The following is a 23,808-nucleotide window of genomic DNA, read 5'->3' as shown; positions in this document are numbered from 1 at the left end:
ACCGTTGTGGGTCAAGCCCTGCTTACACGTTGATTCGCTGCCAAGGCAGCTTCCCACAGCGGCTCAGTCGGCGAACACCTCGTCGAACAGGTCGTCCATGGCGGCAAAGGCACGCCGCGCCACTTTGGCGTTGTACTCGCTGGTGCCCGGATTGCTGGCGTTGGGGTCGGTGAAGGAGTGCACCGCGCCCCCGTAGTTGATAAAGGTCCAGTCAGCGCCGGCGTTGTCCATTTCTTCCTTGAAGGCGGCGATCGCTTCGGCGCTGACCATGGGATCATCGGCACCGTTCATCACCAGCACCGGCCCCTGGATCGGGCCGCTTTGCGCCGGCTCCGGCGTCTCCAGCAGGCCGTGGAACGACGCCGCCGCCCGGATCCGGGCGCCGTCGCGGGCCAGTTCCAAAGCACAGGCACCACCGAAACAGAAACCGAACACCGCCAGCCGGTCCTCGGCCACGCCCAGCTTGCCCGCTTCCTCGCGCAACACCGCCAGTGCCACCCGCAACCGGGCACGCAGGGCGGCATTGTCGTTGCGGATCGCGCCCATGGCCTCCGCCGCTTCTCCGGCGTTGCCGGGACGCACGCCCACGCCATAGGGATCCAGGACCAGGATGACATTGCGCTCTCCCACCCGCTCCCGGGCCAGCTTCTCGGCGGCGTCGCTGACACCGTAAAAGTTCGGCGCCATCAACAGGGCCCGGTCAGGCTTGCCCGCCGCCGGATACAGCAACCTCCCCTCGAAGGGGGCTCCGTCCACCTCATAGGACACGGTCCGCACTTCAACTTCCGACATATTCCTCTCCCGTCATATCAAACGGCGTGATAACACCGTGACAAAGATAAAATCTCGTAATCCCGGGCACCGGCACACCGTTTCAACCAGCCGCCGCACTTATATTGGGAGAACGAGCATTGCACAGAATCCTTAAGGAGGACGCAACCATGGGCCGCAAACTGATTACGACACTGGCTGTGGGCGCCCTGCTGGCCGCCGGCGCGGCGCAGGCGGATCCGCCCCCCTGGGCCGGAAACGGCAACAAGCACAGCGGCAAACCACATAAAGTGGAAAAGCGGATCGAATACCATAACGACCGTGATTGGCGCGACTATCGCTTCTCCCGGGATGAGCGGGATCGGCTTGGCCGCTTTTATCAGCGCTACCCCTCCGGTTCGGATCTGCCACCGGGACTGCGCAAAAAGCTGGCCCGCACCGGCGAACTGCCGCCGGGATGGCGCAAGAAACTGCAATCCGGCCACCGCCTGTCCGATGATCTCCGCCGGTTCGGCTACCGCCTGCCCGACAGCTACTACGGGGACGGCTATCGCGGTGGATACGGCTATTCCGACTACGTCATCGACAATGAGGTGGTTCGTGTCCTGGACGCCACCCAGACCATCATCGACATTTTCCAGTTGACCCGCTAACGAAACCACGGAGGGAACCCCTGCTCTTCTCCGGCGTCACATTGAAAGTGCGACTTTGGAACCACCGACACGGAGAATCAGGAGTTCCCATGCCCAGATTAGCGATTCAAGGCTTGCTGGCGATCACCGCCACGCTCTGGCTGTCCCAACCCACCCTGGCCCGGGTGGAGAGCAGCGACATCGACTCACCGACGGTGGAAACCCTGGAATCGGGCGTCACCTCGGCCACCGAAACGCCGGCCAGAGAACGCGAAGAGAAAAAAATCTGAATTTGGACGCTTTACCGGGAACTTGCCGTCAACGGCACTGACTAATCTTGTGCAGTTTCTCCCTTGTAGATAATCAGGCAACCCTCGGGGCGCTTGGCGGAACGAACCGCCGGCGCCTTTTTTTTGTGTGACCGCTATTTCTTGCCGCCAGGCCCGAACGGCATGGGGAAGGAGGTCACATTGGAGCCGGTGGCCTCGGTAATTTTACCTACCCCTTCCTTCTCCACCTCATCCACCCGGATGATGGCATGCATGGGAATGAACGAGCGCTGGACACCGGCGAATTCGCTCTTCAGTCGTTCCTCGGACGGATCCACCACCATTTGCGATCGTTCGCCAAATAAAAATTCCTCTACTTCGATGAAACCGTAGAGCTCGCTCTGATAAATCTGGGCAGCGTAGATCTCATAGATCTGCCCCTGATTGAGGAAAATAACCCTATAAATCTGACGGCTTTTGGACATTCCTGAATCCCTGCGCAGGGGTCGAAACGGGGGGCGCAGTCTAGCATAAATCGGCCCGGGCACACCCTCCCCAAGCCACGTGATATGCGGCATTCCGGCTGGACTTTACCCCCTTGAATGTCTAGAGTTACCCGCCGTATGCCGTGGGGCATTTTGCCGCACCCTGGAAATTCGAACCAAACCACTCATATTCAGGTAATTTGTTGATTTGGTTGGGGTTTCCCCCTTCTCGAGACGTTTGGACAGCCGCTTTTTTGGTCTGCCCCGCCCCGTTTTGGGCCTGGAATCCGGCAACGGCTCCACAGCATCCTCAAGAAATGGCCTGGGCCCGGTTCCAGGTGCCGGTGACGGCTTAGAAGGCGAAGAATGGGCTTGGACTCCTTACTGGGGGGTACCTTGCCGGGGAAAACAGGGAGCAAACGCATGCAGTCAACTCTGTTCCACCGCATGGCGGTCGGCTTGACCTCGCTGATGATCAGCGGGTTGGCCACGGCCAGCGACTGGGCTGAACGTTCCGACCACAACCTGCGACCCGGGGTGACCGCCGTCGCCCAGGAAGTCCACGGCTTGCACAATACCGTGTTGTGGATCGTATCCATTATCGGCCTGCTGGTTTTCGGGCTGATCCTGATCTCGATGATTCGACATCGCCGATCCAAACACCCAACTCCAGCCACCTTCCATGAAAATATTTTCCTGGAAGTTCTGTGGACGATCATTCCTTTTATCATCTTGATCGCCATGGCTGTACCCGCCACCCGGGTGCTGATTGAACTGGACGATACCGCCGATTCCGAATTGACCGTCAAAGTGACCGGTTATCGCTGGAGATGGGGTTACGAATACCTCACCTACCAGGACGACAACGACGTCGGCGTTTCCTTTATCTCCTCCCTGGCCACGCCGCCTGAACAGTACGAGAACCCGGTGCTCTCCGGCGGCCTGTTCCCTTACGGCACCGCCAAGGACCGCGTCGGCACGCCGCCCCAAGACAAGGATCACAACTACATGCTCGAAGTGGATAACCCGCTGGTTATTCCCTCCGGCCAGAAGGTTCGTTTCCTGGTCACTTCCGATGACGTGATTCACTCGTTCTGGATCCCCGATTTTGGCGGCAAGAAGGACGCCATCCCAGGCTTCGTCAATGAAACCTGGGCACTGGTTCCCGAGGGCGAGGAAGGCACTTACTATGGTCAGTGCGCCGAGCTGTGCGGCAAGAATCATGCGTTCATGCCAATCATGGTCAACGTGGTGACTCAGGACGAATTCCAGGACTGGCTGGCGCAGAAGAAAGAGGAAGCCGCCGCCGCGCCTGACCTGACGCCGTTCGAAAGCCTGGATGCCGCCATGGAAGTGGGCGAAAAGGTATACGCTTCCAATTGCGCGCTGTGCCACGGGCAAAACGGTGAAGGCGGCATTGGGCTGCCGTTCGCGGGCGATGATTTCGCTATCAAACCGGAGCACCGCGAAGAGCATATTCATGTCGTGCTTGAAGGCCGCAATGCCATGCCGGCTTTCAAAGGTCAATTGACGCCCAAGGACATCGCGGCGGTGATTACCTATGAGCGGAACGCCTGGGGCAATGACTCCGGCGATCTGATCCAACCCGAAGATGTCCACGAAGAAGAGTAAGGGAGGGGACCGCGATGAGTACTGTTGCCGCAGCACACGATGATCACGACCATCACCACGCCCCGACCGGCCTGAAGCGCTGGCTGTTCAGCACCAACCACAAAGACATCGGTACGTTGTACCTGTGGTTCAGCTTTGCCATGTTCCTGGCCGGCGGTTTCATGGCGATGATCATTCGGGCCGAATTGATCGAGCCCGGGATGCAATTCGTTGATCCGGAGTTCTTTAACCAGATGACCACCGTCCATGGTCTGACCATGGTCTTCGGCGCGGTCATGCCCGGTTTCGTGGGTCTGGCCAACTGGCTGATTCCGTTGATGATCGGCGCGCCGGACATGGCGTTGCCGCGTATGAATAACTGGTCGTTCTGGATTCTGCCGTTCGCGTTCACCATTCTGCTGAGCTCGGTGCTGTTGAGCGCCTTCGGCCATGGCAACCCGAGCGCTCCGAACTTCGGCTGGACGTTCTACGCGCCGCTGTCCACCAAGTACGGCCCGGCCTCCACCGACCTGTTCATCCTTTCGGTTCACATGATGGGGATCTCTTCCATCATGGGCGCCATCAACGTGATCGTGACGGTGTTCAACCTGCGGGCACCGGGCATGACCCTGATGAAAATGCCGCTGTTCGTATGGACCTGGCTGATCACCGCCTTCCTGCTGATCGCGGTGATGCCGGTACTGGCCGGCGCCGTCACCATGATGCTCACCGACCGTCACTTCGGCACCAGCTTCTTTGATGCCGCCGGCGGTGGCGACCCGGTTCTGTTCCAGCACGTGTTCTGGTTCTTCGGACATCCCGAGGTGTACATCATGATCCTGCCGGCGTTCGGTATCGTGTCGGCGATCATCCCCACTTTCGCGCGCAAGCAGCTGTTCGGTTACGCCTCCATGGTGTACGCCACCGCCTCCATCGCGCTGTTGAGCTTCGTGGTCTGGGCCCACCATATGTTCACGGTGGGCATGCCGCTGGCCGGCACCCTGTTCTTCATGTACATGACCATGCTGATCTCGGTGCCCACCGGGGTGAAGGTGTTCAACTGGGTGGCCACCATGTGGCGCGGTTCCATGACCTTCGAGCTGCCGATGAAGTGGGCCATCACCTTCGTCATCCTGTTCACCTGCGGCGGCCTGTCCGGTCTGATGCTGGCGATCACGCCGGTGGACTTCCAATACCACGACACCTATTTCGTGGTAGCGCACTTCCACTACGTATTGGTCTCCGGCGCCGTGTTCACCATGTTCGCCGCCGCCTACTACTGGCTGCCGAAGTGGTCCGGCATGATGCCGAACAAGGTGCTGGGTGAACTGCATTTCTGGAACTCTCTGATTTCCGTGAACCTGCTGTTCTTCCCGATGCACTTCGTGGGCCTGGCTGGCATGCCGCGCCGCTATGCCGACTACGCTCTGCAATTCGCCGATTACAACTTCTGGATCTCCATCGGCGGGTTCTGGTTCGGTCTTTCCCAGCTGTTCTTCCTGGCTGTGTGTCTGCAGTGCGCGCTGAAGAAAGGCGAGAAGGCGGAAGCCAAGCCCTGGGACGGCGCCGAAGGTCTGGAATGGGAAGTGCCGTCTCCGGCGCCCTACCACACCTTCGACACACCGCCGCTGGTGAAGTAACGGATCCGACGGAGAGAGGGAGGCATCATGAGCAACGACGATCTGCAGGCCCGCAACGCCCGCACTTTGAAGAAGCTCCTTATCTGGGCGGTGGCGATGTTCGGCTTCGCCTTCGCCATGGTGCCTTTCTATAACGTCATCTGTGACATCACCGGCCTGAACGGCAAAACATCCAACACCGCGGCGACCCAATCGCCGGAAACCGTGGTGGAAGACCGGGTCGTGACAGTGGAGTTCATTACCCAGAACGGGGCCGGCGTGAACGGCAGCTTCTACGCCAAAACCCACCGGGTGCGCGTGCATCCGGGCGAGATCACGCTGGTGAACTTCTACGCGAGCAATCCCAAGGACCACGACATCATCACCCAGAGCATCCCCTCCATTACTCCCGGGCAGGCGGCGCGCTACCTGCACAAGACCCAGTGCTTCTGTTTTGATCAGCAGACACTGACGGCGGGGGAAATGAAGGAAATGCCGATGATTTTTTACCTGGATCCGGAATTGCCCAAGCACATCACCACCCTGACCCTGTCCTACACCATGTTCGATGTGACCGAACGTGTAACCGGGACTGATAACAAAAGCGACACCGTGGTGCGCTAAAACCCGGTGGTAGAGGAGACCAATTCAATGGCAACCGATAAGTACTATGTACCCGAGAGCAGCCCCTGGCCCCTGGTGGCCTCGGTGGGGCTGTTCATGACCGCCTTCGGCGGCGCGCACTTCATTCAGCAGGCCACCGATCCGGACACCTTCTCCGGCTCCTGGGGCCAGCCGCTGTTCTTCTTCGGCCTGGCTTGGCTGTGGCTGACCATCGCGCTGTGGTGGCGTGACACCATCAAGGAATCCCGTGGCGGGCTGCACAGCCATCAACTGGGCATTTCCTATCGCCAGGGCATGCTCTGGTTCATCTTTTCCGAGGTGATGTTCTTCGGCGCTTTCTTCGGCGCCCTGTTCTACACCCGCTGGCTGATCGTGCCATGGCTGGGTGGCGCTGGCAGCAACGCCATGACCCACGAGCTGCTGTGGCCGGACTTCCAGGCCATGTGGCCTCTGGTGAAGACGCCGGGCGGCACCACCACCCAGGCCATGGGCGCATGGGGCCTGCCGGCAATCAACACCGCCATCCTGTTGACCAGTTCCATTACTTTGACCATCGCTCACCACGCCTTGCTGGCTGGCAAACGCGGCAAATTGATCGGCTTCCAGGCCATCACCGTGCTGCTGGGCGCAATCTTCCTTGGTCTGCAGGTGGAAGAGTACATCCATGCCTATACCGAAATGGGCCTGACCCTGGACGCCGGCATCTACGGCAGTCTGTTCTTCCTGCTCACCGGCTTCCACGGCGCCCACGTGACCATCGGCACCATTTTCCTCGCGGTGACGCTGATCCGGGTGATCAAGGGGCATTTCGACGCCGAGAACAACTTCGCCTGGGAAGCGGGGGCCTGGTACTGGCACTTCGTGGATGTGGTGTGGCTGTTCCTGTTCGTGGTGGTGTACTGGCTGTAAACGCCTGCGCCTTCCCGAACACTAAAAAGCCCCGGCATTGCCGGGGCTTTTTTATGGTTCATGGCTGCTTTGAGAGGAACGGGATTACTCTCCATCAGGGACGCTGATCCGCGTTACGCCTTTGCGGGATCGCCGTACAGACCCGCCCCCGGACAGGATGTGCCAAACCTAAACGCTGGCAATCTCCGCCTCCGTCAAAGCCCGGTACTGGCCGGGCGCCAGGTCCGGATCGAGGTGGATCTCCCCCATCCGCTCGCGATGCAGAGCGACAACGCGATTGCGGAAGTGGCCGAACATGCGCTTGACCTGGTGATAGCGTCCCTCGAACAGAGTCAGGCGGGCGCGGTGGCTGCCCAGCAATTCGAGCTGGGCGGGCAAGGTGGTGAGATCTTCATAAGCGAAGTACAGGCCCCGGGCGAACACCTCGATGTAGTCCTCGCTGATAGGCTGCTCGGTATCGACCCGGTAAACCTTGGGTTTGCGCTGCTCCGGCAGGGTAATGCGCCGCGACCAGTGCCCGTCGTTACTGAGCAACAACAGGCCGCTGGTGTTCAGATCCAACCGTCCGGCCAGATGCAGCTCGTGTTTGTCCGCCTCGTCGAGTAAATCCAGCACGGTGCGGTGGCTGTCGTGCCGGGTAGCGCTGACCACGCCCACCGGCTTGTGCAGCATCCAGTAACGAGCGCTGCGCCCGGCTTGCAGCAGAACACCATCCAACTCCACGCGCTGGAAGGCGCTCACCTCGTGGCGAGGGTCGCGCACCACGTCACCGTCCACCCGCAGGCGCCCGGCACTGATCAACAGCCGGCTTCGCCGGCGGCTATAAAGTGGCGAGAGGCTTAACAAGCGATCCAGGCGCATGGTTCAGTCCTGCTTACGGCGTAGCGTCCGTCACCGTCTTTCAATCTCCTTGTTGCTGCACCGGCTCGCCATACAAGGTCGTGGGATTGACATCATGGGGCTGGATCCAGCCCATCATCATGCTCAGCAGGATGAACACGAACACCGCCGCCGAGAAGCCCACCCGCCAGGCCAGCGCGCGCATGGTTTTACCTTCCTTGCCTTCATTACGGACCAGGGCCATCAAAGCCCGCCCCAGGGAGACCACGGCCGCGGCCAGCAGCACGATGACGATCAGTTTCACCCACCACATACAGGCACCTTCCACACTCGCTGTTCATGTACAATGTGCGCCCATTGTAGCCCCCCGGCGGTGAAGTGCACGCTCCGCCGGCCGCCGTTACCCGGAGATCGCCCATGGCCGGAAAACCCCGTCTGTTTTCCCCTCTTGCCACCGCGCTCACGCTGGTGGTGGTCGCCGTGTGCCTGAGTTTGTCCTGGTGGCAGTGGCAGCGCGCGGACGAGAAGAGAGAATGGCTCGCGGACCAGTCCGACAAAGCCGCTGGGGCGCCGCTGTCGTTGTCCGGGGCGTTGAGCCGCCACGACCGCCAGCATCTGCCCATCGCCGTCAGCGGCGAACTCGACAACGCTCGTCCGGTGCTGCTGGACAACCGCATGAATCAGGGCATCGCCGGCTATTACCTGCTGTCGCCGCTGCGTACCGCCGACGGCCGCTGGGTGCTGATCAATCGCGGCTGGCTGCCCCGTGGCAACGACCGCGCCGTGCTGCCCGCGGTAGCGCCGGTGACCGGCCCGCTCACCGTGAAAGGCACGATATACGAGCCTTCCAGCCGCACGCTGGTGCTCAAGGACACCCCCCTGCCGGACAATCAATGGCCTTTACGGGTACAAAAGGTGGATTTTGCAGCCATCGGCGTCCGACTTGGGGTAGAATTGGCGCCCTTTGAAATCCGCCTTGCCGCGGGTCAAGGCTTGGGCGATCAGCCACCATTGCCGAAACCCTGGCAAGACGCGGAAACCATCATCAGCCCGCAACGCCACGAGGCTTACGCGCTGCAGTGGCTGGGGCTGGCCGTGGCGGCCCTGGCGGTCTTTCTGGTAGCGAGTCGGCGGCAGGCACGCCGACAGGATCAACTGGACCTATAAACCGATGTCCCCTCGCAGCAAAAACAGACTCACTCTGCTGGCCATTCTCAGCCCCTTCGTGCTGTTTTTCCTGGCCGGCCGTTACCTGGTCGATCCCTGGGAACTGCCGCGCCAGAACAAAGGCCAGTTGCTGATCCCGCATATTCCGGTGTCGGATCTGGGCCTGATGGAAAGCACCGACGATCCGTACCGGGCCGATGACATGAGCGGCCGCTGGACGATGCTGTACATCGCCGGGGACGGCTGTGACAGCCGCTGCAAGAACGGCCTCTACTATCAGATGCGCCAGGTTCGCCTGGCACTCACGGAGGATGCGCAGCGAGTGCGCCGGGTGGTGGTGCTCACCCGGCAGCCGAATGCGGACTTCCGCGCTTTCCTGGACGACAATGTCGCCGGCATGGAGGAGGTCCAGGGTGACCTGAAGACCCTGAAAGCCACTCTCGAAGCCGCGTATGGCGAGAGTCAGTCTTCACCGGTGGGGGATATTTATCTGGTCAGTCCCGACGGCCAGATTTTCATGCGTTACCGCACCCACGAGGACATGGACGCCACTCTGGAAGAGGCGGAGAACATCCGCCTGGATTTGAAACGGACACTCAAGGGCTCCCTGATCGGTTAGCGCCTACCCGGCGCCACCGTCTGGGCGACCCGTGCTTTTATCCCGCGCGGACAACCCGCGCGTAGATCGGATGAACACCAGCAGGTCCCGAAATCATGCAAACCCTGACATCTTCCCAAATCTGGCTGCGTCGCATGACGATTGTAGCCATTGTCCTCGCCGCCGGCGTGATCGCATTGGGCGCCTGGACCCGCCTCAGCGACGCCGGCCTGGGCTGTCCGGACTGGCCCGGCTGTTACGGTCACCTGGATGTACGGAAGGCCGTGGCGCACGTGTCCGATGTCAATTCCACCGCTCCCGGCGCTTTGCGCGAGGCGCACAAAACCATCCCGGAGATGGTCCATCGCTACTTCGCCTCCGTGCTGGGCCTGACCATCCTGATCATCGCGGCGCTCAGCTGGATCAATCGCAAGCGCGCCAAACAACCGCTGAAGCTACCGCTGTTCCTGGTGGTGCTGGTGATCTTCCAGGGCCTGCTCGGCATGTGGACGGTGACCATGGGGCTGCAGCCCACCATCGTCATGCTGCATTTGCTCGGCGGCTTCACCACGCTCACTTTGCTGTCGCTACTGGCCGCCCGGCTCTACCGCTGGCCGGAGTTCCTCAACGACTGCGATGTCCGCACCCTCAAGCCACTGGCCGGCCTGGCCCTGGCGGCGGTGATTCTGCAGATCGCCCTGGGCGGCTGGACCACCGCCAACTACGCGGCGGTGGTCTGCACCGAACTGCCGGTGTGTGAGTCCGGATGGACGGAACATCTCAATTTCGCCGATGCCTTTATTTTCTGGGGCCACGAACATGACCTGCCCGACTACGAATTCGGCGTGCTGGAAAACGACGCCCGTACCACCATCCACGTGATGCATCGCTTCGGCGCCTTGCTGGCCTCGCTGCTGGTGCTGACCCTGGTGGCCCGTATCCTGCGCCGCGCCCACAGCACCTTTTTTCGTGGTTTCGCCGGCGTGATCCTGCTGTTACTGCTGGTGCAAGTGGGTCTCGGCATCGGTAATGTGGTATTTTCCGTGCCACTGAAGATAGCGGTGGCGCACAACTTCGGCGCGGTGGTCCTGCTGATCACCCTGGTTCTGTTCATCCGCGCCATCAACGTCAAATGCACCAGCGCCCGACCGGGCCCCAACGGGGAATAGCGTTCATGAGCACCACCACCTGGCGAGACTATCTGGCCCTGACCAAGCCTGGCGTGGTCATGCTGCTGATGGTGACCGCCGTGGCCGGCATGTTCCTGGCCACGGATCCGCCGGGCATGGTTCCGCTGCCCATCTTTATCCCCGCGTTCGTCGGACTGTCTCTGGCGATGATGGCCTCCGCCGCCATCAATCAGATCATGGACCAGAAGATCGATGCGATCATGAAACGCACCGAGCAACGGCCACTGGTGGCGGGCAAGTTGTCACCGCGAGCGGCGGTGGCGTTCGCCGTGGCGCTGGCGATGCTGTCCATGGCCATGCTGTACTTTCTGGTCAATCCGATGACCGCCTGGCTGACCCTGTTCGGTTTTGTCGGTTACGCCTTTGTCTATACCCTGTATCTGAAGCGCGCCACGCCACAGAACATCGTTATCGGCGGCGTCGCCGGCGCCATCCCGCCGCTGCTGGGCTGGGTGGCGGTGACCAACGAACTCCATCCCCATGCCTGGTTGCTGGTGTTGATCATCTTCGTGTGGACGCCTCCGCACTTCTGGGCGCTGGCGATTCATCGAGCCGATGAATACGCCAAGGCCGATATCCCGATGCTGCCAGTGACCCACGGCATTCCGTTCACTCGCGAGTCGGTGCTCTATTACACCATTCTGCTGTTCGTATGCTCGCTGCTGCCGTACCTCACCGGCATGAGCGGGCTGATCTATCTGATCGCCGCGGTCATTCTCGGCGCCATCTTCCTGGTGCACGCGGTGCGCCTGCGCTTCTCGGAAGACCCCAAACTGCCGATGAAGACCTTTGGCTACTCCATCACCTACCTGTTCGTGTTGTTCACCGCGCTGCTGGTGGATCACTACATCCCGCTTTATCCCTTCATAGTCTGAGAGACGCTTACGCGCCAATCGCGGTCCACGGACCGCGATTGTCCCCCGGGTCGCGTGACAAATGTTAATTCGGTCACGCCGGCCCGCCGACCTGCTTGGTTGTACGGCGGCATTACAGTAACTTAACCGGTAGGAATGAAGGCCCGCCGGATGCGAGGTCGGCATTCCTCAATAATATGACGTCCCGTGGCCGGCTCCGTCTGATCCTGACAGCCGCCGCTCGCGAGGAACGACAATCCGGGGAACCACGTTACTATCATTCTGGGGGGATAGTATGGGGGAGTGGCTATTCGCCGGCGTTATCGCCGCGCTGCTGTTGTATCTGATCGCCGTCTACAACCGGCTGATCCGTCTGCGTAATCAGTACCGTAATGCGTTCGCTCAGATCGATGTGCAGTTGCAACGCCGCCACGACCTGATTCCCAATCTGGTGAGCGCCACCCGCGCTTACCTGCGCCACGAACAAGACACTCTGACCCGGGTCACCGAAGCCCGCCGGGACGCCGCCAAAGCCCGCACCGACGCTGCCCGTCACCCAGGCGAGAGCGGCGCCATGACGCGTCTGTCACAGGCGGAGAATCTGCTTTCCGGCAGCCTTGCCCAATTTCGGGCCGTGGCCGAGAACCACCCGGAACTGCAGGCGGACGCCACCGTGTCGGATCTGATGGAAGCCCTGACCAGCACCGAGAATCGCATCGGTTTCGCCCGCCAGGCCTTCAACGACACCGTGATGGGCTACAACACCTACCGTGAACAATTCCCGAATAACCTGATCGGCGGCCTGTTCGGACCGTTCCGCGCCGCTGACCTGCTGTCACTGGAAACCGCGGCGGCACGCCAAGCGGTCGCGGTCAGGCTCTGAGGCCGCGGCGGCAATGGACTTCTTCCAGCATCAGACCCAGGCCCGGCGCCGCACCCTGCTGCTGGCGCTGTACTTCCTGCTGGCCCTCGCCGGAGTCACTGCGGCGGTCAATCTGGTGACCGTGGTACTCGCCCGCCTGTTGCTGCCCGGACTGGCTCCCACGCCCTGGCTCGGCAGCAGTCTGTTCTGGTGGGTCAGTCTGTCGACGCTGTCGATCATGGCTTACGGCTCGCTACGCAAGGCCTGGCAATTGCGCGGCGGCGCCACCGCGCTCACCGCGCTGTTGTCGGCACGGGAAGTGGACGCCGACGCCGGCGAGCAGCCACTGCGCCGACTGCGCAACGTGACCGAGGAGATGGCGATCGCCAGTGGTCTGCCGGTGCCACGCCTGTTCGTGCTGGACGACGAAGCCGGCATCAATGCCTTCGTCGCCGGCGCTCGTCCGGATCAGGCTCTGCTGGTGGTCACCCGAGGCGCCCTGGAGCAACTGAGCCGGGAGGAACTGCAGGGCGTGGTGGCCCATGAATTCAGCCATATCCTCAACGGCGACATGCGCCTCAATCTGCAATTGATGACCGCGCTCTCCGGCATTCTGGCGGTGGGAAAAGTGGGCGAATTCCTGTTGCAGCCGATCTCCCGGCGGCACCGCTATCAGCCGCTGTTTTTCACCGGCGGCGTCCTGATGATGACGGTGGGCTACGCCGGGCTGTTCTTCGGCCGTCTGATCAAGGCCGCCATCTCACGGCAGCGCGAGCATCTGGCGGACGCCTGCGCGGTACAGTTCACCCGGCAAAGTGAAGGCCTGGCCGGCGCCCTGATCAAGATTCGCAATGGCGGTGGCTCCCTGTTGCATTCGCTGTATGCCGAGGACATCAGTCACATGGGCTTCGCCGAAACCGTCTCTATTCATCTGCGCGCCCTGCTCTCTTCTCACCCGCCACTGGAACAACGTCTGCGGGCACTCGGCCCGGATTGGAACGCGCGCGCCCGAGTGCGGGCGCGCCGCGACCCGCGCGCTTCTCAACACATCGGTTTTCTTGACGATGCCAATCTGGGTTACGCCCGTTCCCTGGTGGCCAGTATTCCGGCGCCCCTGCGGCAAGTCCTGGCCGGTAACGAGGGCGCCGAAACCATTCTGTACGCACTGGCGCTGGGGCCCCGTCCGGTACCGCCGGCGCTGGCCGGCGGCAAACGCGGCGAGTGGATCCGGCAAGTGCGACAACTGGGCACCCGCCTGCGCCTGCCGTTGCTGGATCTGGCACTGCCAACCCTGGCGCGCCAGCCCTTGGCGCGGCGCCAGGCCATCGTCGACCAGTTACTGGGCATCGCCCGTCAGAGAGGCCATCGTGACCTGCTCTGCTGGGCGCTGTGCGCACTGGCCCGGACTCGCTTACTGCCCGCCAAACGACTGGCGGAACCGGCCCTGCATCGCTTCGGCGCGGTGGCGGCGGATCTTCAGGTGGTGTTTTCCGCCCTGGCCTGGGCCGCGGACAGCGCCCGCCATACCGCCGTGACGTTGTTTCAACAAGCCACCCGGGGGCTGCTGCCGGCAGGCCGCCAGCTGTTACCCCCGGACCGCTGCACACCGGAGCGGATGAATCATTCAGTGGCGCGTCTGAATCGACTGACACCCCCGCTCAAATCGGCGGTGATTGATACCGCCGCCGACCTGATACTCGCCGACGGCCAGATTCAGGTGGCGGAAACAGAACTGTTACGGGCCCTCTGCGCCCTCCTCGACAGCCCCATGCCACCTTTGTTTCGTCGGACCCGCTGATTCTCCGTCAATGCGGATGCCATGGAAAAAACAATGCATTTGGAAAAAATAAGCCACCGCGTCACCCGCGACGCGGTTCATCAAGCCACCCGCGAAGTACGCCAGGGCCTGCTCGATCCGGCGTTGAATCAATGGTTCTCGGACCAGGGACTGGACCTGGGCCGCACCTTGTTCGCCAGTCTCTGCCCCTTCGATCAGCGCACCTACACCGGCACACTGGTGGATCCCCAGGGCCACGTCCTGGAGTTCCTGGTAGACCTGGATGAGCCGGACAACAGCAGCCTGGAGGACGTCAGCCACGAGTTGGGCCCCAAGCACCCGGAACACCCGGATGCGGATCCCTGCGACCGCATCACCATGGCATTACTGATGCAGCAGCAGGGGGACGTGGGGAATTCATGAAAGATCCACCCGGAACGGCAGCAACGTCAGCGCTTCTTCCCGATAGCCACTGACATGCCGGGCTTCCCGGGTGCAAAAGTCCGCCACCGCGCGTTGAAACTCCGGTTCCGCCAACCAGTGCAGGGAATAGGTAATGACCGGTTCAAATCCGCGCAACAGTTTATGCTCGCCCTGCACACCGGGATCGAACTCCGCCAGCCCCTGCTCGATGGCGAATTCAATGCCCTGGTAGTAGCAAAGTTCGAAGTGCAGAGCATCGAATTCGCGCAGGCAGCCCCAATACCGGCCGTACAGAGCCTGATCGTCGAACAGGTATAAAGCCGCGGCCACGGTGTCGTCCTGATGGCGGGCCAGCGCCACCATCATCTGATCTCCCTGGGCGGCGGCCAGGTCGGTGAAGAAGGATTCGGTAAGATAAGGCCACTGCCCTCGTTTCAGATAGGTGCTGGCGTAACACTGGTAAAAGCGTGCCCACTCCGCCGCGCTCAGCGTCGACCCCAGCCGCCGCTCCACCTGGATGTGCTGTGCCGTGACTTTGTCCCGTTCGCGCCTCAGGTTCTTGCGTTTGCGTGACTGGAAGCGCGCCAGGAAATCGCCAAAGTCGGCATAGCCATGATTGAACCAGCGGAAATGACAGGCCTGCCGTTCGATCAACGGCAGCTCCGCCAGAGCCACGCGGCTGGCCCGGTCCGGAAACAACATATGCCAGCCGGAAGCACCGGTTTCCGCCACCCGCTCGCGCACCGCCGTCCAGATTCGGTCGGCGTCGATGTCCCCCCGCCAACGCGGCCCCACCACCGGGGTATAGGGAATGGCGCTGACCAGCTTCGGATAATAGCGGTAGCCGTAACGCTCGTAGGCGTCCGCCCAGGCGTAATCGAACACGTACTCACCACGGGAGTCCCGGCGCTCGAATAACGGCAAAAAACCGCCATCGAGTTGCACATGACGAGGCAGCCAACCGGCGTCTTCACCGGTGGCGCCGCTGCGCGCCAAGGCCTGAAAAAAACTGTCGGATAAAAACGGATACCGCAAAGTAACGCCTCTACTGCCCAATTCGGCCCTGGCGGGTGTGAGATTATCCGCCGCCTTGGTTACAATGGCCCGGCGGCGATCATAATGATAACGCAGGCCGATCTACTCCGGGGCTCGTCCTTTATCCCCTCTTTGCCCGCGGAGGCGACGCTCCCCCACGAGAGGAAGCGCGCGGAAACGACCATCGGCCCTGGCCGCCCGCCGATAGCATCGGCGTGACGTTCCTCTCCGCTTTTCGGGGAGGGTCCCGAGCCCAATGAGCATAAGGTAACGTCCATTCCATGAAAGTTTCCAAACCTTTGGCCGCCTTTTATATGCTGGCAGCCTTATTACTGGCCCTGTGCGGCGCCTGGCTTATTTTCGCGCCGCAATCCCTGATCCTCTCCGTGCATGACATTGAGCTGATGGTCTCCCCGGTATTGTCTCAGCAGGCCGGCCTGGGTCTGCTGCTGGCCGCCGCGGTGAACCTGGTGTGTCCACTTGGCGGACCCAGCCGTCTGCCCTTGCATCTGGCGGTGTTCTTCTACCTGGCGGGGCTGGTACTGGCCCACGGCCAGGTGGCCTTCGGCGTCGCCGCCTGGTTGTGGATTCCGGTGCTGATTTACCTGCTGCCATTGCTGCCATGGCAAAGATTGCGAGTCAGCGGCGGCGCCATGCGCCACGGCGAGGTGAAGTGGTTCAATCCCAATAAGGGCTTCGGTTTCATCCTCACCGACGATGAGGAGGAAATTTTCGTCCACTTCAAGGCGGTACAGAACGGTGGACGCCGCAGCCTGCGTACCGGCACCCGGGTGCGCTTCACCACACGGCAATCCGATCGGGGCGAACAGGCCGATCAGGTGTACATCGAACAATAACCGGATCGTCACGCCATGAATCTGGCCTTCGCCGATTGGGCCGTGATGGCCCTGTACCTGCTGGTGGTACTGGCCATCGCGCTGTATTGCTCGCGACGCAATACCAGCACCGAAGAGTACTTCGTCGGCGGGCGCCGGTTTCGCGGCTGGGTCATCGGCCTGTCCCTGGTCGGCACCTCGATCAGTTCGGTGACCTTCCTCGCCTACCCGGCCGACGCCTTCAAGACCGGCTGGCTGCGCTATTTGCCCAATCTGGCGCTGCCCTTCGCCATCGCCATGGCAGCCTGGTTCTTCCTGCCTTTTTTTCGCCGTGGCAATCTGACCAGCGCCTACGAATATCTGGAACAGCGCTTCGGACCGAGCCTGCGAGTGTACGGTGCCACGGTATTCATCATCGCCCAGTTGGTACGGGTGTCGATGATCCTGTGGCTGTTGTCGCTGCTGATTCAGCAGCTGGTTTCGATCCCGCCTGCCACCGCCATCGTGCTCAGCGGCCTGTTCGTTGGGCTGTACACCGTGGTCGGCGGCATCGACGCGGTAATCTGGACCGATGTGCTGCAAACCGTGGTGCTGATCCTGGGCGGCGTACTGTGCCTGTGGGTCGTGGTGGACGCCCTGCCCGGCGGGCTTTCTCAGTTGTTCAGCGAAGCCAGCCGGGCCGGCAAGTTCGCTCTGGCGGAATGGGGCGAGGACGGCCCGCGAACCACGCGCTGGACACTGTCATTGAGCGAAAAAACCGCCACCATGATGCTGTTCATCGGCCTCACCAACTGGCTCACCGAATACGCCAGCAACCAGAACACGGTGCAACGCTACTGTGCCGCCCGTTCCCTCGTCGAAGCCCGTCGCGCCCTCTGGGTCTATCTGTTCACGGCCTTGCCGCTGTGGGCCTTCTATATGCTGCTGGGGACCGGGCTCTGGGTGTTCTTTCAGCACTTCCCCGACCCGCTGTCACAGGAAGTACTGGCCGGCACGGCCCGGGCGGAAACCATCGTGCCCTGGTTCATTACCGAATATCTGCCGGTCGGCATCGCCGGGCTGGTGGTGGCGGCGGCGCTGGCGGCGGCGATGAGTTCGCTGGATTCCAGCATCAACGCCGTGGCCACGGTTTCCGTTGTCGATCTCTACCGCCGCCACTGGCGGCCGAATCGGGAGGATCGCCACTATTTGGCGGTGGCACGCGGTGCCGCGGCGCTGACCATGGTCCTGATGATCGTGGGCGCCCTCTGGCTCAACGGCGCCACCACCCGCACCCTGCAGGACACCTCCACCATTCTGGTATCACTGCTGGGCGGCGGTATGCTCGGACTGTACCTGCTGGGTTTCTTCACGCGCACGGGGAACACCTTCTCTGCCTGGTGCGGTCTGATCTGCACCCTCCTCTTCACCGGCTGGACACTGCTGTCGGAGCAGGCCTGGTGGCCGGCAGCACTACGCGCGCCCTTTGATCTGTATTACACCGGTCTGATCGGCAATGTACTGATGTTTTTGGTGGGCTACGCGGTGGCTCATCTCAGTGGCCGACTGCTGGCCAGCCGTTACGGTTGAAGGCGGGCTGGCGCGCAACACGCCGGCACGCTAAACCCTGGCCCTCTTGCAGGCCTGGGGACAGTGGACTGTAGGAGCTTGCCTGCAAGCGAATGGGGGCCTCTCAGGCCTTCGGGATATTCGCTTGCAGGCAAGCTCCTACAGCGGCTTCGTGGGAGCGTGCCTGTTCGCCTGCTTGTACCCGCTGCTCTACTCAGGATTCGGTACGGACAGGCGCCGCCGATGCCGCCTCCGGCTGACTCACCGCCAGACGCTGACGGGCCCGGCGGGCCAGCAAACGATCACGGATCAACCAGCCACTGGCCCAGAACACCAGCCAGGGATCGATCAGATAATCCCAGAGGTTATCGGACGGCAGCAGACGCCAAGCGTAGGCCAGTTGCGCCACCACCAGAATGATACAACTGGCATAGGCGCGACTCAGCCAGGCCACCACACCCAATAGCAGCAGCATGCAACTGAAGATCAGATCGCCGAAGCCCCAGGCGTACGGGTCCTCGTAGCTGGACCCCAGACTCATTGGATAGAACCAAAGCGCCAGAAACACCAGCAGCAGGCAGGCCATGCGGGTCTGTCCCATGGAGAGGAACTGATGGCCGCGCAGGCGATGCAGAATGGCCAGCAACGCCAACATGCCGGAGGTCAGGCTGAAGTCCCCCAGGTAACTGAGCACCCAGGGCGCCAGGCCATAGGGAAACGGCAGTAGGGCCAACACCAGTACCGTCGCCGCCACCAGCGCACGGCGGCGCGCCGGCCAGCGGCTGGAGAGACGCAGCGACACCGCCACCAGAATACAAGCACACACCACCACGGACACCAGCATCACCCTCTCCCCCCTTTATCCGGCTGCCTGGCCGGCAACCAGGCATGACGAATGGCGGATTTATTCCAGGTATAGAGCACGTGGAGATCACCATTGCTGGTCTGAATAACGTAGGGGTAGTCGTACTGGAATTCACAACCGCGCGCGAAACACTTGTTGTGTTCCACCCGTTGCAGATAGGGCTGATCGCGGATAACGCCGAACGTGCCGTCCAATTCCTCGCCGATCATATTGAGGAAACGGTTTTCTTCCAGGTCGCCGCCGCGCCAGGAAACGCGATTATGAAAGTAGATGCGATCGGTCCAGGTACGGCCGCTGTCCCGGGTTTCGCGCATGCACAGATCATCCCGTTCCACCGAATTACAGTTGGCCACCAGCAACCAGTGCCCCTCGCTCAGCGCCACACCGCCAACGGCGGCACTGGGATTAGGGAGTCCCGAGGAGACCAGCGGTGTCCATTCGCTGCCGCCGTCGTAGGTATCGCTGCGATAGAGCATGCCCGGATGGTCATCGCTCTCGTTACGCAAAAACGCCGTGGCCCGGTGCGGGCTGTCCACCAGTACCAGCGGCTGAATCGCCTTGCGGCCATGGCCGATGCGCGCGTTATCCAGAATCCGGTTGTCCTCGCCCACGCGCAGCATCTCGCCGAACTTGCCGATCATCTCATGGTAGACCGGCAGCCCCACCGAACCGTCCGCGAAACGCACCGGCGGCGTCTTCACCAAGGTGCTGATATTGAGGAAGGGCGAGGTGGTCAAGGCGCGATCAAACTGCCAGCTTTCCCCCTGGTCCCAGGACTCCAGCACCACCAGACGGCTGGCGGCCCAGCCGCCGAAACTCACCGCCACCACGAACAGACGCATGCGGCCATTATCGTCCAGCACCGGCACCGCGTTGCCCAGCTTGCGGACGTGACGCCCCCATCCCTCGCGGATCTGGTCACGGGTCACCACCGTGGTCTCGTCGCTCCAGGCTCCGGCAGCGGGATCGAACACGCTGGAGTGAATGCCCACATCCTGGGCTCCTTCCCGGCTGCCGGCGAACCAGAAGGCGCGCAGCCGGCCATCGGGCAGCTCCACCATGGAGGCGGCGTGGACCAGAGCGGTTTCCGCGTCGGAGGCGAAACGCATCTGCCACTGCCCATCAACCACATCGTGAGCGGGAACATGTTCAGCCATAAAAGGGGGGTCGGAATGCAACGCGCGCCCAGGCAACCCCATCAGGAACGCCACCAGGAGCAAGGCGCCTATTCCCCAATGCATCCATTTGTTCAAGGCCATGCAGATCGGCTTCTTCTATGTCGTACGAAAAGCGAAGGTTAACACTGGTTACAATTTATCCTCTAGCGTTCTTCGCGCCAAATGCGACGCCTGATGCTCATTTACTTGCATTTGCGCCGCTGTTTTTACCATTGGCTCGCATTGTTAGCGGAAACTCCATCAAAAAACGTCGACCGCGGCGACACTTTGACAAAAGCGTAACAATGCCAGAATCCACCTGTCCTATTCGGCCACGTGATCAACGCCCGGCCCAACGCCCACTGATCGACATCAGGGCCCGCCGCCGCTGGCGGCGGAGCCAGTCCCCCGTTGGCAATTGGCCCGTTCTGCATGATCGATGCCGGTACACTCCGCTCCACGTAGTCATGGGGATTTCCAACATGAAAAGTTTCAAGGACAAGGTCGCGGTGATCACCGGCGCAGGCTCCGGCATCGGTCGCGCACTGGCCGGACAACTGGCCGCCCAGGGCGCCAAACTGGCACTCTCCGACGTTAACGAGGCAGGCCTGCGGGAGACCGTCGAAGCACTTGGCCTGGATTCGGAACGAGTCATATCCAAGGTGTTCGACGTCGCTGACCGGAACGCGGTTTATACCTTCGCCGACGAAGTGATGGCCCACTTTGACGCCGCCCATCTGGTCATCAATAATGCGGGCGTCGCTCTGGGCGCGTCCGTGGAAGAGATGAGCTACGAGGATTTCGAGTGGCTCATGGGCATCAATTTCTGGGGCGTGGTGTATGGCACCAAGGCCTTCCTGCCGCACCTCAAAGCCGCCGGCGAAGGGCACATCGTCAACGTTTCCAGTGTCTTCGGGCTGATTGGCGTACCGACCCAGTCCGCCTACAACGCCGCCAAGTTCGCCGTTCGGGGCTTCACCGAATCCCTGCGCCAGGAACTGGAGATCGAGAACGGCGGGGTTTCCTGCACCACCGTGCATCCCGGCGGCATCAAGACCAATATCGCCCGTAATGCCCGTATGGGCAGCGGCATGGAAAAAATCACCGGCACCGATGCCGACAAGGCCCGCCGGGATTTCGAGAAACTGTTCCGCACCACCCCCGAGGAAGCGGCCCGCACCATCCTCAAGGGCGTGCGGGCCAACAAACGTCGGGTACTGATCGGCTCCGACGCCCTGGCCATCGACGGCATGCAGCGGCTGCTGCCGACCAGCTACCAGCGTTTGATGGTGGCCGGCCAGAAACTGATGCGGCGCTAGCGCCGCACCGGTCGTGGCGACGGCAGCCCGAAGACAGGGACGATCCCACCACGACCGGACACCCTATGCAAAGACCGTTTTCCCAAGCCGCCGAGAACAACAAGGGGCCCATCGCCGAGGTGCTGGCCCGCTATCTGGATCACGGCGACCTGCTGGAGATCGGCTCCGGCACCGGTCAGCACGCCATCTGGATGGCGCCCCGGTTCCCGGCTGTTCGCTGGTATCCCAGTGAGCAGCCGGAGAACATGACCGGCCTGAACCGCTGGCTGGAGGCTCATCCCTCCCCCTCCCTGCAAGCGGCCACCATGCTGCGGGTACAAGGCCGCTGGCCGGGGCATCGTTTCCGTCATATCTACACCGCCAACACCTTCCACATCCTGTCCCGACCGCTGGTGGAGCGGTGCGTGCAGCACCTCTGCGAGCACCTGACGCCACAAGCCCGTGCCTACATTTATGGCCCGTTCAATTACCAGGGGCATTACACCAGCGATGGCAACCGCCGCTTCGATCTGCACCTCAAGAGCCAGTCCCTGAGCATGGGAATTCGCGACCAGGAGTGGGTAGTGGCCTTGTTTGCACGCCACGGACGTGTTTTATTGGCTGACCACGCTATGCCCGCCAACAATCGCCTGCTGGTGTTCCACTGACGATTGTTCCCCGGGGGGCCCTTTCACTACTATGAATGACTGCATGGGCACAGGCCGACGTTTCCCTGATCCGGCCATTTATTCCGTGATGGCCCGTGCTTTCCACCCGACGGCGAGAGCAATCCGAGCAACGTGATGCGACAAGACAAAACAAGCGATTGGGATCTGGACCAGTTCCAGGTACCGGAGAAAGAGGGCGAGGTCCGTTTTCATGACTTCGATCTGGAACTGCCTTTGATGCGCGGCATCGCCGAAACAGGCTTCCAGTATTGCACGCCGATCCAGGCGGAGGTCCTGCGCCACACTCTGGCCGGCGCGGATGCCATCGGGCGAGCCCAGACCGGCACCGGCAAAACCGCCGCGTTCCTGATCACGGTCATCAACGACTTGTTGCGTCACCCTCTGACGGTGCCCCGCTACGCCGGTGAACCGCGCGCTCTGATCGTCGCGCCGACGCGGGAACTGGCGATGCAGATCGAGAAAGATGCCCTGCAGTTGGCCCGTTATACCGACCTGCAGGTGATGAGTGTGGTTGGCGGCATGAACTTCAACCGTCAGCAGGAACGCCTGCAAACCCGCCTGATCGACATCCTTGTGGCCACCCCCGGCCGTCTGCTGGATTTCGCCAAACGCCGTGATCTGTGGCTGGACCGGGTGGAATCGCTGGTCCTGGACGAAGCCGACCGGATGCTGGACATGGGCTTCATTCCCGACGTCAAACGCATCGTGCGGATGACGCCGCCGAATCGCCACCGCCAAACTCTGCTGTTCTCCGCCACCTTCAATGAGGACGTCATGGCGCTGGCCCAGCGCTGGACCGAGGACCCGGTGACGGTGGAAATCGAGCCGGCCCAGGTGACCACGGAAACCGTGGAGCAAAAGGTCTATATCACCGCCACGGAAGACAAATTCAATCTGTTGTACAACCTGATCATCAGCGAAAACATGGAAAAGGTGATCGTGTTCGCCAACCGCCGGGACATTACCCGCCGGCTCAACGACCGGCTGGTGAAAAAGGGCCTGAAAGTGTCGCTGATTTCCGGTGACGTGCCGCAGAATCAGCGCATGAAGACCCTGGAGCGCTTCCGCGCCGGCGACCTTCGGGTATTGATCGCCACCGACGTGGCCGGACGGGGCATCCACATCGACGGCGTCTCCCATGTGGTGAACTTCAATCTGCCGGAAGATCCCGAGGATTACGTCCATCGCATCGGCCGTACCGGCCGCGCCGGGGCCAGCGGCGTGTCGATCAGTTTCGCCTGCGAGGACGATGCCTTCCTGCTGCCGCAACTGGAAGAAGCCATCGGCATGAAATTGCCCTGCGAGCATCCGCCGGCGCCACTACTGGAAGACCAGCGCCAGGCCTGAACCATTCCGGGTAAGCGGAAAGAACGGCAAACGCAACGCAGCTCAACGCAACGCAACGCAACAAGGGAGGCGTCATGGCCCAGCGAATCTCACCGGAACAAGGCCGGGAAACTCTGGACAGCGGAGAGGCGTTGTTTATCGATGTGCGGGACCCGGGCAGCCACGCCATGGCGCGTATTCCCGGCGCCGTGCCGCTGACCCAGGCCAGTCTGGACGATTTTCTGGCCACCACCTCCCGTGACCAGGCCTTGGTGGTCTATTGTTACCATGGCCATTCCAGCCAGTCGGCCTGTGATTTTCTGACGGAAAAAGGCTTCACCCGGGCGGTGAGTCTGGACGGCGGCTTCGAGCACTGGCGCCAGGCCTACCCGGACCGGGTCGAGGAAGAAGGCTGACAACGGC

General features: G+C 61.8%; 26 protein-coding genes. 19 read left to right on the top strand and 7 right to left on the bottom strand.

The genetic code is table 11. The features are described 5' to 3' along the window. Window positions 1–63: 63 nt before the first annotated feature. Window positions 64–792: a dienelactone hydrolase family protein gene (locus tag B5T_RS05625; protein WP_014993506.1), complete on the bottom strand. Its 729-nt coding sequence runs from the start codon at window positions 790–792 to the stop codon at window positions 64–66. A 149-nt stretch (window positions 793–941) separates the two neighbouring features. Between B5T_RS05625 and B5T_RS05620 the strand changes: the two genes are divergently transcribed. Together B5T_RS05620 and B5T_RS05615 are read left to right on the top strand one after the other, a co-directional pair. Further along, on the top strand, window positions 942–1,424 hold the full coding sequence (locus B5T_RS05620) for a hypothetical protein (protein ID WP_014993505.1): 483 nt from the start codon (window positions 942–944) through the stop codon (window positions 1,422–1,424). A gap of 89 nt (window positions 1,425–1,513) precedes the next feature. After that, a complete protein-coding gene (locus B5T_RS05615) occupies window positions 1,514–1,693 on the top strand; it encodes a hypothetical protein (protein ID WP_014993504.1) in 180 nt (59 codons plus the stop codon). Between the two features lie 134 nt (window positions 1,694–1,827). Here the strand turns inward: B5T_RS05615 and B5T_RS05610 are convergent, their stop codons facing one another. Further along, window positions 1,828–2,157: a DUF1820 family protein gene (locus B5T_RS05610; protein WP_014993503.1), complete on the bottom strand. Its 330-nt coding sequence runs from the start codon at window positions 2,155–2,157 to the stop codon at window positions 1,828–1,830. A 423-nt stretch (window positions 2,158–2,580) separates the two neighbouring features. On the opposite strand from B5T_RS05610, the gene coxB reads away from it, so the two are divergent. From coxB to B5T_RS05590, 4 genes are read left to right on the top strand one after another with little or no spacing between them, the layout of a single operon-like run. Continuing rightward, the gene (gene coxB / locus B5T_RS05605; protein ID WP_014993502.1) at window positions 2,581–3,789 is read left to right on the top strand and encodes a cytochrome c oxidase subunit II; all 1,209 of its coding nucleotides are present in this window, start codon (window positions 2,581–2,583) and stop codon (window positions 3,787–3,789) included. 14 nt (window positions 3,790–3,803) lie between these two features. Continuing rightward, window positions 3,804–5,408: a cytochrome c oxidase subunit I gene (gene ctaD, locus B5T_RS05600; protein ID WP_014993501.1), complete on the top strand. Its 1,605-nt coding sequence runs from the start codon at window positions 3,804–3,806 to the stop codon at window positions 5,406–5,408. A gap of 27 nt (window positions 5,409–5,435) precedes the next feature. Then, entirely contained in the window at window positions 5,436–6,011 is a 576-nt protein-coding gene (locus tag B5T_RS05595; RefSeq protein ID WP_014993500.1) for a cytochrome c oxidase assembly protein, read from the top strand. A 27-nt stretch (window positions 6,012–6,038) separates the two neighbouring features. Beyond that, window positions 6,039–6,920, top strand: coding sequence for a cytochrome c oxidase subunit 3 (locus tag B5T_RS05590; protein WP_014993499.1), 882 nt, complete (start codon window positions 6,039–6,041; stop codon window positions 6,918–6,920). A gap of 168 nt (window positions 6,921–7,088) precedes the next feature. Here the strand turns inward: B5T_RS05590 and B5T_RS05585 are convergent, their stop codons facing one another. Continuing rightward, complete coding sequence (locus B5T_RS05585; RefSeq protein ID WP_014993498.1) at window positions 7,089–7,781, bottom strand: pseudouridine synthase; 693 nt, start codon at window positions 7,779–7,781, stop codon at window positions 7,089–7,091. 40 nt (window positions 7,782–7,821) lie between these two features. Beyond that, window positions 7,822–8,073 (bottom strand): twin transmembrane helix small protein, encoded by a 252-nt coding sequence (locus B5T_RS05580; protein ID WP_014993497.1) that lies wholly within the window; start codon window positions 8,071–8,073, stop codon window positions 7,822–7,824. Window positions 8,074–8,177: 104 nt separating this feature from the next. Between B5T_RS05580 and B5T_RS05575 the strand changes: the two genes are divergently transcribed. From B5T_RS05575 to B5T_RS05545, 7 genes are all read left to right on the top strand, one after another. Then, a complete protein-coding gene (locus tag B5T_RS05575; protein ID WP_014993496.1) occupies window positions 8,178–8,927 on the top strand; it encodes an SURF1 family protein in 750 nt (249 codons plus the stop codon). A gap of 4 nt (window positions 8,928–8,931) precedes the next feature. Continuing rightward, complete coding sequence (locus B5T_RS05570; protein WP_014993495.1) at window positions 8,932–9,546, top strand: hypothetical protein; 615 nt, start codon at window positions 8,932–8,934, stop codon at window positions 9,544–9,546. A gap of 134 nt (window positions 9,547–9,680) precedes the next feature. Beyond that, window positions 9,681–10,694 (top strand): COX15/CtaA family protein, encoded by a 1,014-nt coding sequence (locus B5T_RS05565; protein ID WP_229682953.1) that lies wholly within the window; start codon window positions 9,681–9,683, stop codon window positions 10,692–10,694. A 5-nt stretch (window positions 10,695–10,699) separates the two neighbouring features. Continuing rightward, window positions 10,700–11,590 (top strand): heme o synthase, encoded by an 891-nt coding sequence (gene cyoE, locus B5T_RS05560; protein WP_014993493.1) that lies wholly within the window; start codon window positions 10,700–10,702, stop codon window positions 11,588–11,590. A gap of 274 nt (window positions 11,591–11,864) precedes the next feature. Then, window positions 11,865–12,452, top strand: coding sequence for a LemA family protein (locus B5T_RS05555; protein WP_014993492.1), 588 nt, complete (start codon window positions 11,865–11,867; stop codon window positions 12,450–12,452). Between the two features lie 13 nt (window positions 12,453–12,465). Further along, complete coding sequence (locus B5T_RS05550; RefSeq protein WP_014993491.1) at window positions 12,466–14,229, top strand: M48 family metalloprotease; 1,764 nt, start codon at window positions 12,466–12,468, stop codon at window positions 14,227–14,229. 33 nt (window positions 14,230–14,262) lie between these two features. Then, the gene (locus tag B5T_RS05545; RefSeq protein ID WP_014993490.1) at window positions 14,263–14,631 is read left to right on the top strand and encodes a hypothetical protein; all 369 of its coding nucleotides are present in this window, start codon (window positions 14,263–14,265) and stop codon (window positions 14,629–14,631) included. On the opposite strand, the gene B5T_RS05540 is transcribed toward B5T_RS05545, so the two are convergent. Then, a complete protein-coding gene (locus B5T_RS05540) occupies window positions 14,626–15,666 on the bottom strand; it encodes a GNAT family N-acetyltransferase (RefSeq protein ID WP_014993489.1) in 1,041 nt (346 codons plus the stop codon). The two genes, B5T_RS05545 and B5T_RS05540, sit on opposite strands and share 6 nt — an antisense overlap. Before the next feature lie 281 nt (window positions 15,667–15,947). Between B5T_RS05540 and B5T_RS23715 the strand changes: the two genes are divergently transcribed. After that, window positions 15,948–16,523, top strand: a complete 576-nt coding sequence (locus B5T_RS23715) for a cold-shock protein (protein WP_014993488.1) — start codon at window positions 15,948–15,950, stop codon at window positions 16,521–16,523. Window positions 16,524–16,538: 15 nt separating this feature from the next. Then, window positions 16,539–18,071, top strand: a complete 1,533-nt coding sequence (locus B5T_RS05530; RefSeq protein ID WP_014993487.1) for a sodium:solute symporter — start codon at window positions 16,539–16,541, stop codon at window positions 18,069–18,071. Window positions 18,072–18,264: 193 nt separating this feature from the next. Here the strand turns inward: B5T_RS05530 and B5T_RS05525 are convergent, their stop codons facing one another. Both B5T_RS05525 and B5T_RS05520 read right to left on the bottom strand, forming a co-directional pair. After that, entirely contained in the window at window positions 18,265–18,894 is a 630-nt protein-coding gene (locus tag B5T_RS05525) for a hypothetical protein (RefSeq protein WP_014993486.1), read from the bottom strand. Beyond that, window positions 18,894–20,174: a sialidase family protein gene (locus B5T_RS05520; protein WP_229682952.1), complete on the bottom strand. Its 1,281-nt coding sequence runs from the start codon at window positions 20,172–20,174 to the stop codon at window positions 18,894–18,896. Before B5T_RS05520 ends, B5T_RS05525 begins: the two co-directional genes overlap by 1 nt. A 380-nt stretch (window positions 20,175–20,554) precedes the next feature. Between B5T_RS05520 and B5T_RS05515 the strand changes: the two genes are divergently transcribed. The 4 genes from B5T_RS05515 (at window position 20,555) to glpE (ending at window position 23,801) form a co-directional block, all read left to right on the top strand. Beyond that, window positions 20,555–21,391: an SDR family NAD(P)-dependent oxidoreductase gene (locus B5T_RS05515; RefSeq protein WP_041716892.1), complete on the top strand. Its 837-nt coding sequence runs from the start codon at window positions 20,555–20,557 to the stop codon at window positions 21,389–21,391. A 65-nt stretch (window positions 21,392–21,456) separates the two neighbouring features. Beyond that, a complete protein-coding gene (locus B5T_RS05510; RefSeq protein ID WP_014993483.1) occupies window positions 21,457–22,038 on the top strand; it encodes a DUF938 domain-containing protein in 582 nt (193 codons plus the stop codon). 135 nt (window positions 22,039–22,173) lie between these two features. Then, window positions 22,174–23,406 carry an ATP-dependent RNA helicase RhlB gene (rhlB, locus tag B5T_RS05505; protein WP_014993482.1) on the top strand — a complete coding sequence of 411 codons (1,233 nt, stop codon included), beginning with the start codon at window positions 22,174–22,176 and terminating at the stop codon, window positions 23,404–23,406. Between the two features lie 74 nt (window positions 23,407–23,480). After that, on the top strand, window positions 23,481–23,801 hold the full coding sequence (glpE, locus tag B5T_RS05500; RefSeq protein WP_014993481.1) for a thiosulfate sulfurtransferase GlpE: 321 nt from the start codon (window positions 23,481–23,483) through the stop codon (window positions 23,799–23,801). The last annotated feature ends 7 nt before the right edge of the window (window positions 23,802–23,808 follow it).

It is taken from the genome of Alloalcanivorax dieselolei B5, assembly GCF_000300005.1.
Classification (GTDB): domain Bacteria; phylum Pseudomonadota; class Gammaproteobacteria; order Pseudomonadales; family Alcanivoracaceae; genus Alloalcanivorax; species Alloalcanivorax dieselolei.
Note: the sequence above shows the minus strand (reverse complement) of the source record. Positions and strands in the feature narration are given on the sequence as shown.